This is a genomic window from Herbidospora cretacea, from assembly GCF_001570605.1.
Taxonomy (GTDB): Bacteria; Actinomycetota; Actinomycetes; order Streptosporangiales; family Streptosporangiaceae; genus Herbidospora; species Herbidospora cretacea.
The window spans coordinates 300,664-316,687 of record NZ_BBXG01000002.1; the positions used below are offsets into that span (position 1 = coordinate 300,664).

The 16,024-nt window shown below is 59.3% G+C and carries 13 protein-coding genes and 3 tRNA genes; all 16 read left to right on the top strand.

Translation table 11 applies throughout. The features are described 5' to 3' along the window. Positions 1-15 precede the first annotated feature (15 nt). The 16 genes from AW270_RS03985 (at position 16) to AW270_RS38450 (ending at position 16,014) form a co-directional block, all read left to right on the top strand. Positions 16-1,713, top strand: a complete 1,698-nt coding sequence (locus AW270_RS03985) for a hypothetical protein (protein WP_157521679.1) — start codon at positions 16-18, stop codon at positions 1,711-1,713. Next, a complete protein-coding gene (locus AW270_RS42260; RefSeq protein WP_082801283.1) occupies positions 1,713-1,928 on the top strand; it encodes an Acb2/Tad1 domain-containing protein in 216 nt (71 codons plus the stop codon). Before AW270_RS03985 ends, AW270_RS42260 begins: the two co-directional genes overlap by 1 nt. Before the next feature lie 664 nt (positions 1,929-2,592). Next, entirely contained in the window at positions 2,593-7,737 is a 5,145-nt protein-coding gene (locus tag AW270_RS03990; RefSeq protein ID WP_061290723.1) for a hypothetical protein, read from the top strand. Continuing rightward, positions 7,737-8,849, top strand: coding sequence for a hypothetical protein (locus AW270_RS38440; protein ID WP_157521680.1), 1,113 nt, complete (start codon positions 7,737-7,739; stop codon positions 8,847-8,849). Before AW270_RS03990 ends, AW270_RS38440 begins: the two co-directional genes overlap by 1 nt. A gap of 119 nt (positions 8,850-8,968) precedes the next feature. Beyond that, complete coding sequence (locus tag AW270_RS37465; RefSeq protein WP_169807250.1) at positions 8,969-9,451, top strand: C40 family peptidase; 483 nt, start codon at positions 8,969-8,971, stop codon at positions 9,449-9,451. Then, entirely contained in the window at positions 9,451-10,344 is an 894-nt protein-coding gene (locus tag AW270_RS04000) for a hypothetical protein (RefSeq protein ID WP_061290727.1), read from the top strand. The genes AW270_RS37465 and AW270_RS04000 overlap by 1 nt, the downstream gene beginning before the upstream one ends. Continuing rightward, on the top strand, positions 10,344-11,435 hold the full coding sequence (locus tag AW270_RS04005; protein ID WP_061290728.1) for a hypothetical protein: 1,092 nt from the start codon (positions 10,344-10,346) through the stop codon (positions 11,433-11,435). Before AW270_RS04000 ends, AW270_RS04005 begins: the two co-directional genes overlap by 1 nt. A 121-nt stretch (positions 11,436-11,556) precedes the next feature. Continuing rightward, entirely contained in the window at positions 11,557-11,757 is a 201-nt protein-coding gene (locus AW270_RS42265; RefSeq protein WP_439649039.1) for a hypothetical protein, read from the top strand. Positions 11,758-11,787: 30 nt separating this feature from the next. Then, positions 11,788-11,862 (top strand) — tRNA-Met (locus AW270_RS04010). Between the two features lie 5 nt (positions 11,863-11,867). After that, positions 11,868-11,939 (top strand) — tRNA-Gln (locus AW270_RS04015). Between the two features lie 37 nt (positions 11,940-11,976). Further along, a tRNA-Lys gene (locus AW270_RS04020) sits at positions 11,977-12,048 on the top strand. Positions 12,049-12,163: 115 nt separating this feature from the next. Then, positions 12,164-12,700 carry a hypothetical protein gene (locus AW270_RS04025; RefSeq protein WP_061290730.1) on the top strand — a complete coding sequence of 179 codons (537 nt, stop codon included), beginning with the start codon at positions 12,164-12,166 and terminating at the stop codon, positions 12,698-12,700. A 28-nt stretch (positions 12,701-12,728) separates the two neighbouring features. Further along, entirely contained in the window at positions 12,729-13,697 is a 969-nt protein-coding gene (locus AW270_RS04030) for a N4-gp56 family major capsid protein (RefSeq protein ID WP_082801285.1), read from the top strand. Between the two features lie 64 nt (positions 13,698-13,761). Beyond that, the gene (locus AW270_RS04035) at positions 13,762-14,175 is read left to right on the top strand and encodes a hypothetical protein (protein WP_061290734.1); all 414 of its coding nucleotides are present in this window, start codon (positions 13,762-13,764) and stop codon (positions 14,173-14,175) included. 6 nt (positions 14,176-14,181) lie between these two features. Then, on the top strand, positions 14,182-15,531 hold the full coding sequence (locus AW270_RS38445) for a hypothetical protein (RefSeq protein WP_157521681.1): 1,350 nt from the start codon (positions 14,182-14,184) through the stop codon (positions 15,529-15,531). 252 nt (positions 15,532-15,783) lie between these two features. Continuing rightward, positions 15,784-16,014, top strand: a complete 231-nt coding sequence (locus AW270_RS38450; protein WP_157521682.1) for a hypothetical protein — start codon at positions 15,784-15,786, stop codon at positions 16,012-16,014. The last annotated feature ends 10 nt before the right edge of the window (positions 16,015-16,024 follow it).

Genomic DNA, 16,024 nt, shown 5'->3' on the forward strand with positions numbered 1-16,024 from the left:
GCTGATGTCTTCGCAGTGCGAGACGGCAATATCGACGATGTCTTTCCGGGAATGTTCTCGGAGGACTTTCCGAAGCCGATCATTGCGAACTTCGTCGACATCGCCGCGCGTGATGTAGCGGAATCACTGGCTCCGCTTCCGAGCTTCAACGGCTCGGCGACCAATATGGTTTCGGATGCGGCCCGATCGAAGGCCGACAAGAAGACCAAGGGCATGGCCCACTATCTGACGCACTCTGATCTACAGACGCAGATGTATAGCGGTGCCGACTATTACGCCTCTTATGGGCGTATGCCGATCCTGATTGAGCCGGACTTTGAGGCGCGCTCGCCGCGCTGGCAATTGATCGATCCTCGCAATACGTATGCGGAAGTCGATCGCTACGGTAAGTGCCACGCCTTCACGCAGGTGTTCAAGAAGAGCATTGCCGAACTATGCATCGAGTATCCCGAGTATGCGGATCGCATTCCCGGACCGACCGATACGCCATATTCTCAAAGCATGATCGAAGTCATCCTTTATCGGGATGACGAACGCACGATGATGTACGCGCCGGAGCGGCATAACCTGGTCCTGGCGGACGCGAAGAACACCATGGGTGAATGCGCGGTAGCCTACGCAGAACGCCCCGGCCTTAAGCGCGGTAGAGGTCAATTCGCCGATGTCCTCTGGACGCAGGTAGCCCGTAACCGTTTCGCCAATCTGGCGATGGCGGCAGCCGAGCGAGCAGCCGAGGCACCCCTTGCGGTGCCCATGGATGTCCAAGAGTTCTCTCTCGGTGCAATGGCTCTACTTAGGAGCCAGAATCCCGAGAAGATTCGCATCGTTGGTGCCGATCTGCCGCAAGCGGCTTTCGCCGAATCACAGCTTCTCGACAATGAACTTCGCATCGGTGCCCGTTATCCGCAGACGCGGACGGGTAATCTTGATAGCAGCATCATCACTGGTCAAGGCGTACGCGCTCTAGAGGGCGGATTTGATAGCCAGATCCGTGCTGCGCAAGACGTCTTCGCCGGTGCCTTTCGTGAGGCCATGCGGCTCAGCCTCAAAATGGATGAGCACTATTGGCCCGATGATGAGCGAAGCATTCGCGGCAACCAAGATGGTGTGCCGTATGAGATCCGCTGGAAGCCTAGCCGAGATATAGACGGCGACTATTCTGTCGACGTTTCCTATGGTTTTGCCGTTGGCCTTGATCCGAACCGGTCGCTCGTCTTCATTCTCCAGCTTCTTGGCGCACGCCTCATCAGTAAGGATCTGGCTAGGCGGCAGTTTCCCTTCGGCATCAATGTCACGCAAGAGGAACAGCGCATTGTCGTCGAAGACCTGAGAGACTCTCTGGTCCAGTCTTTGGCCGGCTACGCGAACACCATTCCATTGCTGGCGGAACAGGGAATGGACCCAGCCAGCGCAATCAGTAAAATCGCAGCGGTCATCAAGGGCGCCCAAAAGGGCAAGGCCCTGGAAGACATTGTTGAGAAGGCGTTTGCCCCACCCGAGGCCCCGCCAGGGGCCATGTCTCCTACCCTTCCCGGTTCTGACGGCATGATGCCTCCCGGAATGGGTGCCCCTGGCGGTATGCCTCCGGCCCCCGGCCAAGCCCAGATGGGTCCTGGCGGATCTCCGGATCTGATTACCATGCTCGCTGGTCTTAATTCCAGCGGTGCGCCAACTACTAATGTCAACATCAAGCGAAGGCAACCCGCGTTCTAGTGACTCCCGAAGATATCGAATGGCGCTTTGCCTTTCATGCCGCGACCAACGAAGAGAAGCGCGACGCACATACCAGCGTCAGGCAGGCGCATAGGCGTCTAGCAGACGACCTGAATAGTCGGCTCCCCGAAGGCCGGGAAAAGTCGCTAGCGATCACCAAGCTAGAAGAGTCGATGTTCTGGTCTAACGCCGCCATCGCACGAAACAAGGAATAGATAATGGCTAACGCAACCGCCATCCCCCGGAATCCGCTTCGCGGTGGCATGTGTACTCCTCACGAGCAGACTCCTTGGACCTCCGGTGTTCCGAAGCCGGTCCGAAGTGCCGGCGTCCAGAAGTTCATGAACGTGTCAGAGACCAAGCCGGGTAGCGGCACCTCTGGCGACGGCAAGACTCACCGCAGTATTGGTAAGTAGCAATCGCTAATGGCCATGGTGGGCCCCGCACACCCACCAATCCCGCCCCTGCATCGGGGCCTGGAGCCCTCTCCAAAAGGACTGACGGCGCTCAGCCTCGCATGAGGATTCCTGACGCCCAATATGGTGAGCAATCAGCCTTCCAGGATATCCAGGGTGGCGCTCCCATGGCTGCGGGCGGAGGCGGCCCTATGCCGCCGATGAATACGGGAATGCCGCCTGTAGATGTGGTGCCCTTCGGGGCACCCACCATGCGCCCTAACGAGCCCGTCACTTCTGGTATTGACCTCGGCCCTGGGCCTGGTAGTGCTTCTCTCGGCCTTCTGGACGAAGCGGCGCTCGCTCGCCGGGCTGACATGGATGCGCTCTACGCCTATCTGCCCGTGCTCGAATTCCTGGCCAATCGGCCGAATGCCACGCAATCACTGAAGAACGTTGTCAGACGCCTGAAGGCGTCCCACTAATGAGCTCTTGGACTGATCGCTTCTCCGCCGCTTTGACGGCCCTGCAAGACGCCTACGGCGCCGCGTTCGACTGGAGTACACAGCCGTTCGAAGTCAACACTCCGGCGTACATCGACATCACGAACCGTCTCGGCCGAGTCCTCGGCGGGGTGACCAACGCTTTCGGGAACACTCTGGCCGGCGCTGCGGAAGGCACCTTTGAGGGCGTTGGCTGGGGCCTGGAAAACCTGGTGGCCGAGCCCATTTCGGCGGCAGCCACCACGGCTAGCCTCACCGATTCCCCGGCTTGGCGTCAGCAGCTTGGCGCGGCCAACTGGATGGAAGCCGTCAGCAAGATCGGTACCACGTGGGACCGCGCTCGCAAGATGGCCGACACTCGTTCGGCCGGCAACAGCCTCGCGCTGATGTTCGCTACTGATGACGTCCTGGCGGAAGAGGCTAGGATCTCGGAGCTTCAAGACGGCTTCTTGTGGAACGCCACCACGGGCACGATTGATGCCGCTATCTCCTGGTTCGGCGATCCGACCATCGTGGGATTGAAGGCGGTATCCGGCGCGAACGCAGTTCGTAAGGGTTTCAATGTCGGGCATCGTGCATCCGACCGCGGTTGGACCGCGTTCCTTGCTGGTGCCGGGGTTGGCCCTGGTGTTCAGAGCGCGGATGACATCGCGGACTCCAGGGCCGTGACGAACTTCCTGAAGTGGAAGCAAGGCAAGAGCGGACGGGAGATCGCCAACCACCAGGCGGTCAAGGCATCTGCCTACCCGAGCGTGATGGCTGGCCTTCTCCAGGAGGCCGACGAGCAGACCTCACGCCTGATCATCGCCGTTGGCTACGGCAGCGAAGCTGCCTACCAGCGCCTAGCTAGTCGGCGGGATGATCTCGCGTTCCGCATCGCCCGCGCTGACAACATCCTGAACTCGGCCGTTGACTTTGAGCTGGTCAAGAGCGGCACCTATAAGACCTTCCTTCCGAAGGCCCTTCCTTCGCAGGGCCCTAAGGCTCCCGAGCCTGAGCAGCTTCCGCTGTTCGACATCGGCCAGTTCCCGGCCGGTGAGCCCGGCATGGGCGGCAAGGCCGCCAAGGGCAAGAAGAAGGCGAAGAGTCCGACCGATACCGATGATCTCGACTTCGGCGGGCAGCCTGCCGGCAAGTCTTTTGAGTATCCGTCGATCTCCGGCAATCTGCCGAAGACCGTTCAGGGCAACATCATGATCGCGCCGAAGGCGGGCGATCGGGTAACCGGCCTTGGTGGCATCTCGGTCGACGCTGGTCCCTACATGATGTCCGGCCCCGTCAACGAAGAGGCGATCAAGGACCTCATCCCATACTTCAATGGGCTATCGCAGGCAGACGCCTACCGGGCGATTGCCAGTCTCGACAACCCGATCCCTGGCCTGCCTCCGAAGCCGGCATGGCAGAAGGCAACTGACTGGCAGATGCACGACGAGACCCTAAACGCCCTCGGTCAGGGCTTTGATGAGTCGTCGTCGATGCGCATCAAGCCGTGGCCGATCGCCAGTCAGCGCGCAATGCTGATGGCTCAGGAGGAGATCAAGCGCAAGAGTGGGTCCGAAATGGAGCTGCTCATTGCCGCCATTGGTCCTGGTGGTGAGAACCCCGGGCGTGGCGTATGGGCCAGCATGCAGGACTATGCGATTCGAAATGATCGCGACCTGGCCAAGGCCGATAGGGCGCTTGCCTACGATTGGTCGAGTAAGTCTCTCGCGGATGAATCCGTGATCTTCCCGAAGGCTTTCGGTCTTCCGGTTCGAGTGATCCGGGATTTCCCGCTTGGCGTGGCGCGCAGCTTCACGCAGAAGCGCGCTCCTAGTTGGATCGACTTCAACCGTGGAGATTCCCACGCGGGCTTTGCCGCGTTCCTGAATGGCGCTCGGATCTTCTCGAATGGCCAGCGTGAGACGTACATGCGCCAGTATATGGCTGCGTGGACTCCCGAGGCTAAGCGCAAGGTCGTCGAAGCTGCCGAGACTGACGCTATCAATTTCATGGCCATCAAGTATGGACTTGATGATGAAGCTGCCGCAGCACTTGCCAAGGAGTCGACTGGCACGCGGAACCGTCTCGTTAAGGCGATGACGGAGAAGCGCGAGAACAAGTATGCATCGCCGGCCGTCCTTGACCACATCGCGTTTGACGACGATGTTCTTCCGGTGACTTCGCGTCTTTTTGAGACGCAGGCCGTTAACTCGATGCCTCTGCTCAACCTTGACCGATATGAGCGCGTCTTTCGCGCCAACTCTGAGATCCTGAGTGCCTTTGCGCGCAAGCGCGCGGACATCGGCGATTTCATGGACAAGGCGCATGACGTCTTCTCTCAGGTCTGGTCCTTCTCGGTTCTCATGCGGTTCGGGTATACGATCCGGACGCTGACTGATGACATGCTGCGCAGCATGGCTGCGCTCGGTGCTATGAGCATCATGGGCGGCATCAATGCCGGTTTGAAGACCGCGTTCACATGGGACATGGGCAATGCATGGTCCTGGGGCGATCTAATTCGGAATAAGCAAATCACCCTGAAGGACTCGGCCCCCGCGAAGCGCCTCAAGAACGCTGTCACTCATACGAAGATCGGCGCACTCAAGCTTGGCGCCGGAGCCTTGGCGACAAAGGCCATGGACTCAGCGGACCTGCAAGAGTTGCGTTCAATCGTGCAAGAGGCTGTTGACAGGCATGGCCGAGACCTTGAGTCAGTTCGAATTCAAACCGAAGACGGCTTTGAGTATCGCGGTCATTACATCACCGGCGCCTATGAAGGTGTCGGGAAGCCTTATAAGGAAATTGTCGGCGGATCGTATGACGCCATCGCGCGTACGTCCAAGGAGATGATTGAACGGCTCCGCAGCGAATACGCTGCGTGGGACGTCAAGAATCCGACCGACGCAGACCATCTGTCCTCATGGCTGTACGCCATCAATGAGCAGATCTTTAAGAGTCCGCTGGGTAAGCGGTTCATGCGCGGCGAGACTGCCGAACAGGTAGAGCGCTGGCTGCGTCGCACGCCCGAAGGGCAGCATGTTCGCAAGCTGATCGGCCCGAACGGCAAGGACCCTGAGCTGCTGGCCGGCATGGCTCAAGCCATTGTTGATCACTATGTGCCGGTCCTTCGCGCCCATGAGAATCCGATGATTCTGCGTGATGCCGTGTTCCGTGGGCAGCTTGACGAGAAGATGCTTGAGGAGTTTTTCCCTGACGTCGCGATGCGCCCTCAGGTCCACGGTCCCACCATTGATTGGAACCTGCACCAGGGCGGTGTCCGCAAGTGGATGGATTCAATTGTCTCGAATGGTTTCAAGTGGCTCAGCCAGGTTCCGACTGACCGTCTGATCAGGCATCCCACGTTCCGTGTGCTCTATCAGGATTCCGTGAAGCGTCAGATTGACAATGCGATGCTCTCCGGTGAAGACGTCACGTGGGGGATGCTTTCCGCATTCGAGCACACTGCGCGCGAGACCGCGCTCAAGAATATCAATAACCTGCTCTACAACGTTTCCAGCCGGAGCAACGCGGCCCATGCCGCGCGTTTCATGACGGGCTTCTTCTCCGCCTGGGAAGATTCCATCAAGCGCTGGTCTCAGTTGGCGGTTGCCAAGCCGCAGCTACTCTTCTACGGCAGCAAGATTTGGGATGCCCCGAATAACATGAATCTCGGGAGCACCGAGAACGAGTTCGGTCAGCGCGTTCCGCGCCTTGCGGTTGTCGACGAGCATGGCCGGCAGGTTAAGAGCATGGTCATCAATGGCCGCACGGTCTTCGCCACCTATGATGAGGACACCGGCAAGTGGTCGGAATTCAATTCGAACCTGAACGACAAAACGAAAATCGTTGCTCGCCTGCCTGACTGGTTGCGGAAGTGGATCGGAGAAGGCGCTGAGAGCTATGACGCGGTTCCCATCCCCAAGTCGTCACTCAATCTGATCCTTCAGGGTGATCCCTGGTGGCTGCCCGGTGCGGGGCCACTCATGCAGATCCCGATTACGCAGCTCCAGCAGAAGAACCCCACGGGGTTCCAAGACGTCTACAAGTGGGCTATTCCGTTCGGGCCTCAGTCCTTCGCTGACGTCATGCTTCCCGGCTGGCTGAAGCAAAAGATGAAGGCGAACGAGGGAATCGAAGACCCGTCATACGCTTTCACCTGGACGCAAATCATGCAGACAGAGGAGATGCGTATCCGGGAAGGCCGCCGCACGCGGCCGGCCAGTGAAGTGGAGTTCCGCAAGGAGATCGACAGGCGCACTCAAGCGGCGTACAACGTCCGGTCTTTCACTCGGTTCTTCCTGCCCTTCTCGGCAGACCTGCAAAGCCCGTATCAGTTCTTCATTGACCGCTACCAGCAGATGCGCGAGCACTACGGCCAGGAGGCCGACGAGCGGTTCTATGAGAAGTATGGCGACGATCTCTATATTTTCACCAACAGCCTGAGCAAGGGCAATATCGGCGCTACGGCGACGAAGACCGCTTGGGAAGCGACCAAGAAGCATGGCGATCTGATTGCGCAGAATCCCGAGTATGGCGCTCTGATCATGGGGCCGGACGTCATGACCGGCAAGTTTGATCAGTACGTTCATTCAGCTCAGTTCGGCCAGAAGGTTGGTCCTGGCTCCCTGATGACGACGCGCGAGCGTCGCTCACCCTTGGACGCCCTGAGGGAAACGAACATCCGCCTGGGCTGGACCAAGTTGAACGCATGGATGAATGAGTTGAACGCTGAGGCCGTCGAGAAGGGTCTTGATGATAAGACCGTGGCCAAGGTGCGTACGGCTCTCACGGAGCGTCTCAGCGCTGAGAACAAGGATTGGGGGGACGAGTATACGAAGTCGGATCGCGATGCGATCCCGAAGCGTATCGAGTTCTTCAAGTCTCTCGTTCAGAACGCTGAGCTTCTTTCGCAGCCGAACCGCACCGACCTTCGGACCCTCAATGAGTACCTGAAGGCGCGTGCCCAGTTCGTTGCCATCCTTCAGGCGAAGCAGAAGGCGCAAGTCCCGTACACCCTGGACGCTCAGGCCAACGCTCATATCAAGAATGCTTGGGAGCGCGTTCAGCGCTATTTCGAGATCAGTGACACCCGATTCGGTGACCTGTTCTCGCGGTATCTCACTAACGATAAGTTGCAATTTTAATGGACTGGTTCGCGGATTTCTGGGATAACCTCTTCGGCGGCATGATCGGCTCGGGCAAGTATGTGTCCGGCCGGCAGGCGTCTGGTGGACTCGACGTCGATCCCTGGCGCCCGATCATCATGAGCGTCCCCATCCTGGGGGCATACGCCACCATGGCCCTGGGTGATCCCTCGCCCACGCCTTCGGCGCGGTTGTCGGCCGCCACCAGTCCGGTAGATCAGGAGATCGCCAGGGCGACCAGTGCGCCCGGTGCCAATCCTTCCCCTAGCCCGGCAACCTCTGGCCCCTCGCCTTCGCCTGCCAGCCCTCAGGCCACGGCCCCGCCCGCGTCATCTAATGACGCCGCCGTGGCGCAAGCCATCGCCGATGCCCTAGGAACAAACCCCGCAGCCGAAGTTCCCGGCAATCCGCTCTACGGCAACATCCCTGACGGCCGAGTGCTTCTCTCCACCAAGACTCCCGCTGACGCTCCGCGGTATGGGCGTAGCCCTACAGCTATGCGGGTCTCTGGCACCTGGTCGACGATCGCGGAAGCTATCGCTCAGGTGAACGACTGGGATGCCAAGAAGGTTGAGGGGTTCATGACTCGCGCCATCGGTGCCGGTCTGATCTCCAAGCCCTCGGCAAATCTCGACGACGTTGAGAATCTCTGGGGCGCGCTGGTTCTTCGCACGGCGAAAATGAATGAACGCGGTATCAAGATCACCCCTTGGCAGCTCCTTGAGCGCTACCAGACGGGTGCTGTGATTGGAGGCGCTCAGTCCCAGGCTCGTACGGTCACCTCTACCAGCGTCAACTACACGGATGCGCCTACGGCTAAGGCGACGATCACCCAGGCCCTTCGCGGTGTCCTCGGTCGAGACCCGACAAAGAAGGAAACTTCCACGTTCCTGGCAGCCCTGAAGGCTGCCGAGAAGAAGAATCCGACGACGTCAACAACGACCACCAACGCCGATGGCACGAACGTGTCGACGACCACGAAGCAAGGTCTCAACCCGGCTGCGTTCGCTCAGGAATGGGCGATGGGCCACGACAAGGATGAGGCCGCCGCTTACCAGGCGTCCACCTATTACATGTCGGCGTTCTTTGATGCGCTCTCCGCGCCGGTCTAAATATGCCTTGGCCTCCCACGTATGAGACCGATCTTCCGATCCCCATCAGTGACCAGCTCACTTCGCCCGTGATGGCGGGCCTCAATACTGAGGTAGTTCCCGGCGTTGAGGGCGTTGGGGTGCCTGTCGATCAGGCTGCCGGAATCCTCGCCCCGGGCGTGATGTCTCCTACCGACTTCGGTTTTGACGCTCTTCCAGAACTTCCCGAGCCCGCAATTCCTGACGTTAGCGGCAAGCGCCAAGCCATCATTGACGACGCGCTCACGCAGATCGGCAAATGGTATGTGTGGGGTGGGGAGTCCGACGCGGAAGGCGGCTTTGATTGCAGCGGTCTACTCTTCTGGGCCTTCACCAAGAACGGCGTAGACATCCCTCGCGTGTCTGGAGCTCAAGCGGCAAGAGGCAAACGAGTCGACATCACCAAGCTACGGCCTGGCGATTTGGTCGCCTGGGAGAACAACCCGGAAGCGCCTGGCGCTGATCACATCGCGCTCTACCTCGGCGACGGCTGGATTTTGGAAGCGCCCCGCACTGGGCTCAAAGTGCGCAAAAGAAAGCTCCGCGCCAATGAAGGCGCGTGGGGCGTAGCTATGGATTACTGATGCCGACTAAGAAGCCGAAGACTCAAGCGGAGTGGGCGGAGCATTACGGCTGGACTCTTGCCCTGCTCAAGAGTGATAGCTCTCTCTGGAAACTATTCAACGACGCCATCAAGGGCAACTGGGATCAGAAGCTTTTCGTCAGCAAGCTCAAAGATACGTCTTGGTATAAGAAGTACGGCGAGACGGGCCGTAAGGCCCTAGCACTCAAGCAGGCCGACCCTGGCACTTGGCGTGAGCGTGTACGCGCGATCTATCAGGAAATCATGCAGATGGCCGGCACTATGGGTGTCCGGGCGAATTGGCAGACCTATTGGGACATGGCCGAGGATGCTTTCACCTTTGGCTGGACCAACGCACAGATCAAGCGGAGCCTTGCCGAGTACATCACGACCACCAAAAGCGGTGCCTTCGCCGGCCAAGCGGGCGAGTACGAAGAGCAGCTTCGGCAGTACGCATACAGCATGGGCGTGAATCTCGACAACGGCACGATCAAGAATTGGGTCAAGGGGATCTCTGCGGGTATCCGCACCGCTCAGGACTACAAGGGTGAAATCCAGAAGATGGCCATCAGCGCCTTCCCTGGGCTCGCCGCTCAGATCAAGGGTGGCATGACCGTCAGGGATCTGGCCGACCCTTACATGTCGTCCATGGCCCGAATCCTGGAGATCAACCCGCAAGCGTTGAAGATGGATGATCCGTCAATCAGGCGCGCACTCCAGGGTATCGGCTCCGATAGCGGCGGCAACGCCACCGCAGGCAACAGCACCATGCCCCTGTGGCAGTTTGAGAACGAGCTGCGCAAAGACCCGCGGTGGCTCTCTACCAACAATGCTCGACAGTCGCTCAATTCGACCGCTCGCGGCATCCTCCGTGATTTCGGGCTGGCCAACTAATGCCCTATATTTTCGATCCCGTAAGCTATGCCTACATCTGGTACGAGGAAGGCCAAGAGCCTCCGCAGGTAGGCTCTGGTACGGACGTCATCCCGGGCTATTCGGATTACTACTACAACGCCAATCCTAATCAGCCGGCATCACAGCAGCAGACCGCATACGCGCAGTCTCAAGCGAACGCGACCGTGGTCAACATGGATGCGCCTGGCTATGGCCAGAACACGCAGCCAGCGGTCTACAACACGTCGTCGACTTCAACGACCAGCGCTGATCAGAACGCGCAGAACAACGCTTACGAGTATCTCAAGCGCGTCTTCGAAGGCTATGGCCTCGGCACCCTGGCGCCGAAGATTCTGGAGTATATCCAGAAGGGCTACGACACAGACACTATCGCCCTCATGCTTCAAGACACGTCGGAGTATAAGACGCGGTTCAAGGCCAATGACGCGCGTCGCGCGGCCGGTGTCAGCGTTCTGAGTCCTGCCGAGTACATCGCCCTTGAGCGTCAGTATCGGCAACTTCTGAGTACTGCCGGGCTGCCCGAAGGATTCTTTGACTCGCACGACGACTTCACCTCCTGGATTTCCGGCGATGTGTCGCCGGCTGAGATCCAGGAGCGTGTGACCATGGCGTCTCAGGCGATCTATTCCAGCGATCAGAACTATGTGGCGACGCTTCGCAGTTACGGCCTGGGCGATGGCGATCTAGTGGCGTACATGCTGGACAGTAAGCGCGCTCTACCTCTCCTGCAAAAGACGGTGAGAGCGGCTCAGATCGGCGCTGAGGCTTCTCGGAATGCTCTCGGGTTGAACCAGGCCAGGGCCGAGCAGTTCGCCGATCTCGGTGTTACTCAGGACCAGGCGCGTAGCGCATACCAGACCATTGGCGAGATCCTTCCGACCGCTGAAAAGCTCGGCCGAATCCACGGCGAATCGCTGGGCCAATCGGATCTGGAAGACGAGATGCTTGGCGGTTCTGGCCTTGCCAGCGCGAAGCGCAAGCGCATCGCCATGAAGGAAGCTTCACAATTCTCCGGCTCATCTGGAGTCGGCTCTAAGGCGCTCTCGGGTCGCACCCGGAGTGAATACTAAAAGGTATTGATCAATGTCTCATGTTTCTAGTGTCAACGGCCTGACCGGCAATGTCACCGCTGAGGATGTTCTCGCTTCCATTCCGACTGGGACCAACAAGCGGGCGGGCCGTAGCTCGGCCATGGTTGCTGGCACTATTACAGTCAGCAACACCCTAGTGAAGGCTGGTTCTCTTATCTTTCTCACGCCTCACGGCACGGGGGGCACTGCTGGCTCAGTTTCGGTGTCCGCGATTGTGGCGGACACGAGCTTCACGATTACCAGCACTTCTAACAGCGACACCCGGACCGTGAACTATCTGATTGCGGAACCGGCAGCGTAAGCAACCGGGAGGGCCTAGCCCTCCCCACGCAGCGGGGTAGAGCAGTTCGGAGTGCTCGACGGCCTCATAAGCCGTAGGTCATGGGTTCAAATCCCATCCCCGCTACACATTCCCTGTTCGTCTAACCGGCAGGACTCCCGACTTTGGATCGGGCAACGCACGTTCGAATCGTGCATAGGGAGCAAGAGTTATGGCCTTCTCTTCAAAAAGAGCCATCCACGGACGCTAGCTCAATGGCAGAGCAGCCGACTTTTAATCGGCGTTATCAAGGTTCGAGTCCTTGGCGTTCGACCCATACACAGACCGACCGGCCCTGTGATGCGTCTTAGCCCGGTAGCGAGAGCCATTCATGATCCCCCAATCATGGATGCGGCTTGCGATCAAACCACTTTGGGAGTAGCAGCAAATGACCCAGTTCGACGATTGGGATTTCGAAGACGACGAGCCGGAGACGGCTCCGCAGGCCAAGGCAGCCCCGCTGCCCAAGGAACTGCGAAAGTTGATCCGCGACGCCAAGGCGCGCGAGAAGTCCCAGGCTGAAGAAATCGAGACGCTCAAGCGCACCCTTCGCGAAGGTGCTGTGGCCAGTGCTCTCACTGCACGGAATGTGCCGGCAAAGGTGAAGTCCCTCATCCCCGAATCGGTGGGTGCGGACCCTGAGGCAATCGGCAAGTGGCTCGACGAATACAGCGACCTCTTCGGAGGCCAGCAGACCGCGAATCCGTCCACCCCTGGTGGAGATGTCCCGGCTGTCGCCGTTAATCCCGTCATCGCCAATCCCGACATTGCCGCTATCCAGCGCATGCAGAACACGGCCTCTACCGGCGAAAGCCTCGGCGGAGCCCTTCAGCAACAGTGGGATCGGGTCAATGATCCGAATCTAACCGAAGAGCAGCTTGACGCCATGATTGCCGCCGCGAAGACGGCGCCCAGAATGGCATAGCTCACAGGGGTAAAGGGCCCCTCTTTCAATGGCTAATCAGTATACGAGCACCGATCCGAGTACCCTTGGTACCGATCTGGTGCAAGCGGCCTACGATCGTAAGATTCGCTTTGCGCTTCGCGCTACGCCTATGTTCCGATCGATTGCCGATTCTCGCCCCGAACAGCAAACCAATCCGGGCGACAGCGTCACCTTCCAGTTCTACAACGACCTTGCCCCGGCAACGTCGGAGCTGGATGAACTGACCGATCCCGACGCAGTTTCCATTCCCAGCACGAGTAACGTATCAGTGACTCTGCGTGAATATGGTAACCCCGTCCTCATGACGCGCAAGCTCCGCATGTTCGCTCTGTCGGACGTGGACCAGGCCGTGAGTAACATGGTCGCCTACAACATGCGCGATTCTATCGACGGCATTGTTGGCCCCATTCTCAATGGTGGCACGAACGTCATGCGGCGAAACTCCTCGACCCTGAGGAGTAACCTGATCGCGGCTGGTGCCGGCACCACTGGTGCCATTACCTCTGCCGACACGCTGAGTTCTCCGATGGTTCGGCTTGGTGTTACCAAGCTGCGTGGTGCGAAGGTTATCCCGCGTCAAGCGGACCTGTTTACGTCGTTTCTCCATCCTGATTGTTCGCACGATCTGAAGGCTGAAACTGGCTCGGCTGCGTGGCGCGATCCTCACAACCTGTCGGGTGCCGATGCGATTTGGGCTGGCCAGCTCGGTATCTACGAGGGAGCCCATTTCGTCGAGTCGCCGCGTATTATCAGCGCGACCGATGGCAACAGCTCTACACGGGTCTACCGAAATCTGATGTTCGGCCGAGAGGCGCTCGCGGAAGCGGTCGCCGAAGAGCCGACCATTGTAATCGGTAATGTGACCGATAAGCTCATGCGCTATACGCCGATTTCCTGGAGGGCCACGCTGGGATGGAGCATCTTCCGTCAGGCTGCGCTCATCCGGATGGAAACCGCTAGCTCGGTCTCCCTCTAATCCGTAACGCCTTCTAGAAGGCCCTCAGCTCAACGCTGGGGGCCTTTTTCTATTTGGACACTAAATGGCTAACACCCTGTACGACAAGGGCCGTGAGAAGTTTCTGACCGGTGCCCTGAGCTGGTCATCGGACAACATCAAGGTCTATCTCGTTCGCGGCTACACGCCCAACACGAGCACCCACGAGTTCGTGAGTGATGTGACTGGCGGTGGTGGTGGCACGATCGTTGCGACCAGCGCGAACCTTTCCAGCAAGACGACCACGGCCGGCGTAGCCGATGCCGCAGACGAAACCTATTCGAGTGTTTCCGCAGGCGCTTCCTGTGCCCACCTGGTCATCGCCAAAGACACCGGCTCCGCCGCGACCAGTCCCCTAATCGGCTATATCGACACCGGAACCGGGCTGCCGGTGACGCCCAATGGCGCGGACATCGCGATTGTCTGGGACTCGGGAAGTAACAAGATCTTCAAGCTGTAGGCAATCATGACGATTACCTATCAGTCAATTACAACTGCCACCGCGTCGACAGGCGGAACCAGTTATAACGTGGCTCGCCCGACTAGCACGGCTAGCGGTGATCTGCTTATTGCGTTCGCTTCTCTAGATTCAAGCCTAAACACAACCGCTACCGTATCTGGTGGCACCACATGGAATTATCTAGGTGGCTATGAGGGCGGCGATGCGCTCCCCCTTGCCATCTATTCCAAGATTGCTGGTGGCTCCGAGCCATCCAACTACGCATTCGGAAAATCGACAGGCGATGATGCGGCAGGTGCGGTTATGCGCCTCACTGTCACGGGTACTCCAGTGCTGACCATTGCGGTTTCAACGGAGGTTGGCGGAGCTACAGCCGTAGCACCTACCATTAACGCTGTCACCTCGGCCGACTTTCTTGTCCGCGGCGTGGTTGGATATGAGGGTGTCACCTGGACTCCGCCGGGAAGTCATACAGAACGCGCTGATTTTCGTGTCGGTTCGGCGACCGGTCTTACAATCGCCACTCGAACGGTTGCAGGCTCCGGCGCTACCGGCACCGCCGCGTTTACCCCGAGCGCTTCGACGGGCTCATATCTGACCTCGTTCTCTATTATCGTCACCGAGGCGGCGGCCAGTCAGACAGTCAGCCCTACGGGCATCGCATCGGCAGAGGCGTGGGGAAGCTCAAGGCTGAACCTCCGAATCCGGCCGGGCTCGATCGCCTCCGCGGAGGCGTGGGGTACTGCCGCACTCCAGATGGATCAGACGGTCTCACCGACTGGCATCACAACCGCGGAAGCCTGGGGAGCAAGCGCACGCCTCAATCTGAAGGTCAATCCGTCTGGCATTGCCAGTGGAGAGGTGTGGGGCTCGCCCATCGTGGGCGGCCTGGCGGTAGCACCTGGCGGCATCCCCTCAGGCGAAGCCTGGGGAACGCCTGCGATCCTCGCTCACCAGATCATCAGACCTGATGGCATCGCCTCTGCGGAGGCGTGGGGCGATCTGGATATCGACTTCCCCCCTCTGTTCATCCGCCCCTTCGGCATCGAGAGCGCGGAGAGATGGGGAGATGTAGAGGTCAGGCGCCTTGGTCGCTTCGTCCTTCGGCCTGGTCGAGTCCAGGAGACACCGGCAGCGCTCGACAAGATGCACATCCGTGTCGGCATCCACCGTGGGATCAGCATCATCCGTCGCGTAGACGGCTCATGGGCGCAAGTGCGCTATCCCAGCCTTGAGGAAATCCTAGAGGCGCAGCGCTATTACCGAGGTGGCGGAATCCATCAATTGACTGACGAAGAGGCGCAAGAGCTGGTTGACGCCGGCTACGGGAGCCTAGTCCACTTGGAACCTATCTGATGTTTGAGTGCAAATGCACATGGGTGACCGTGCCCCATCCCCATTGGGGTGCGTGCCAGCAGAGCAAGAATCTTCGGGTCGCCTTCTGCGGTTCAGCAACTAATCCCGGCAATGACGCCACGGCCGATAAGCGGTGGCAGAAAGATCTACGAGCGTACGCCGATGCTAGGCGACAAGGCATTCAGCCCGCTAGCACGAAGAGAGTCGCTGTGGATTATGCCGTCAAGGAGTCCAACCGCACTGGAGTAGCTTATGCCGCTTGACATTCAAGGTGAGCTGAATCGGCTGGCCAAGACAAGCGGACTGGGCGAAGCCGGGGCGGCTAACATCTGGGCCGGCACCAATGGCCTTGGAACCGTGGGCGCGCTCAACGCGCTGAATGGCACGGTCGGGCTCGACTATCAAGGCGTTGCTAATGCTCTGGCCGGCACTGTCGGCCTCGGCATCGCCGGGGCCCTCTCACAGATTCCGACACCTCCGTAATGAACCTTTC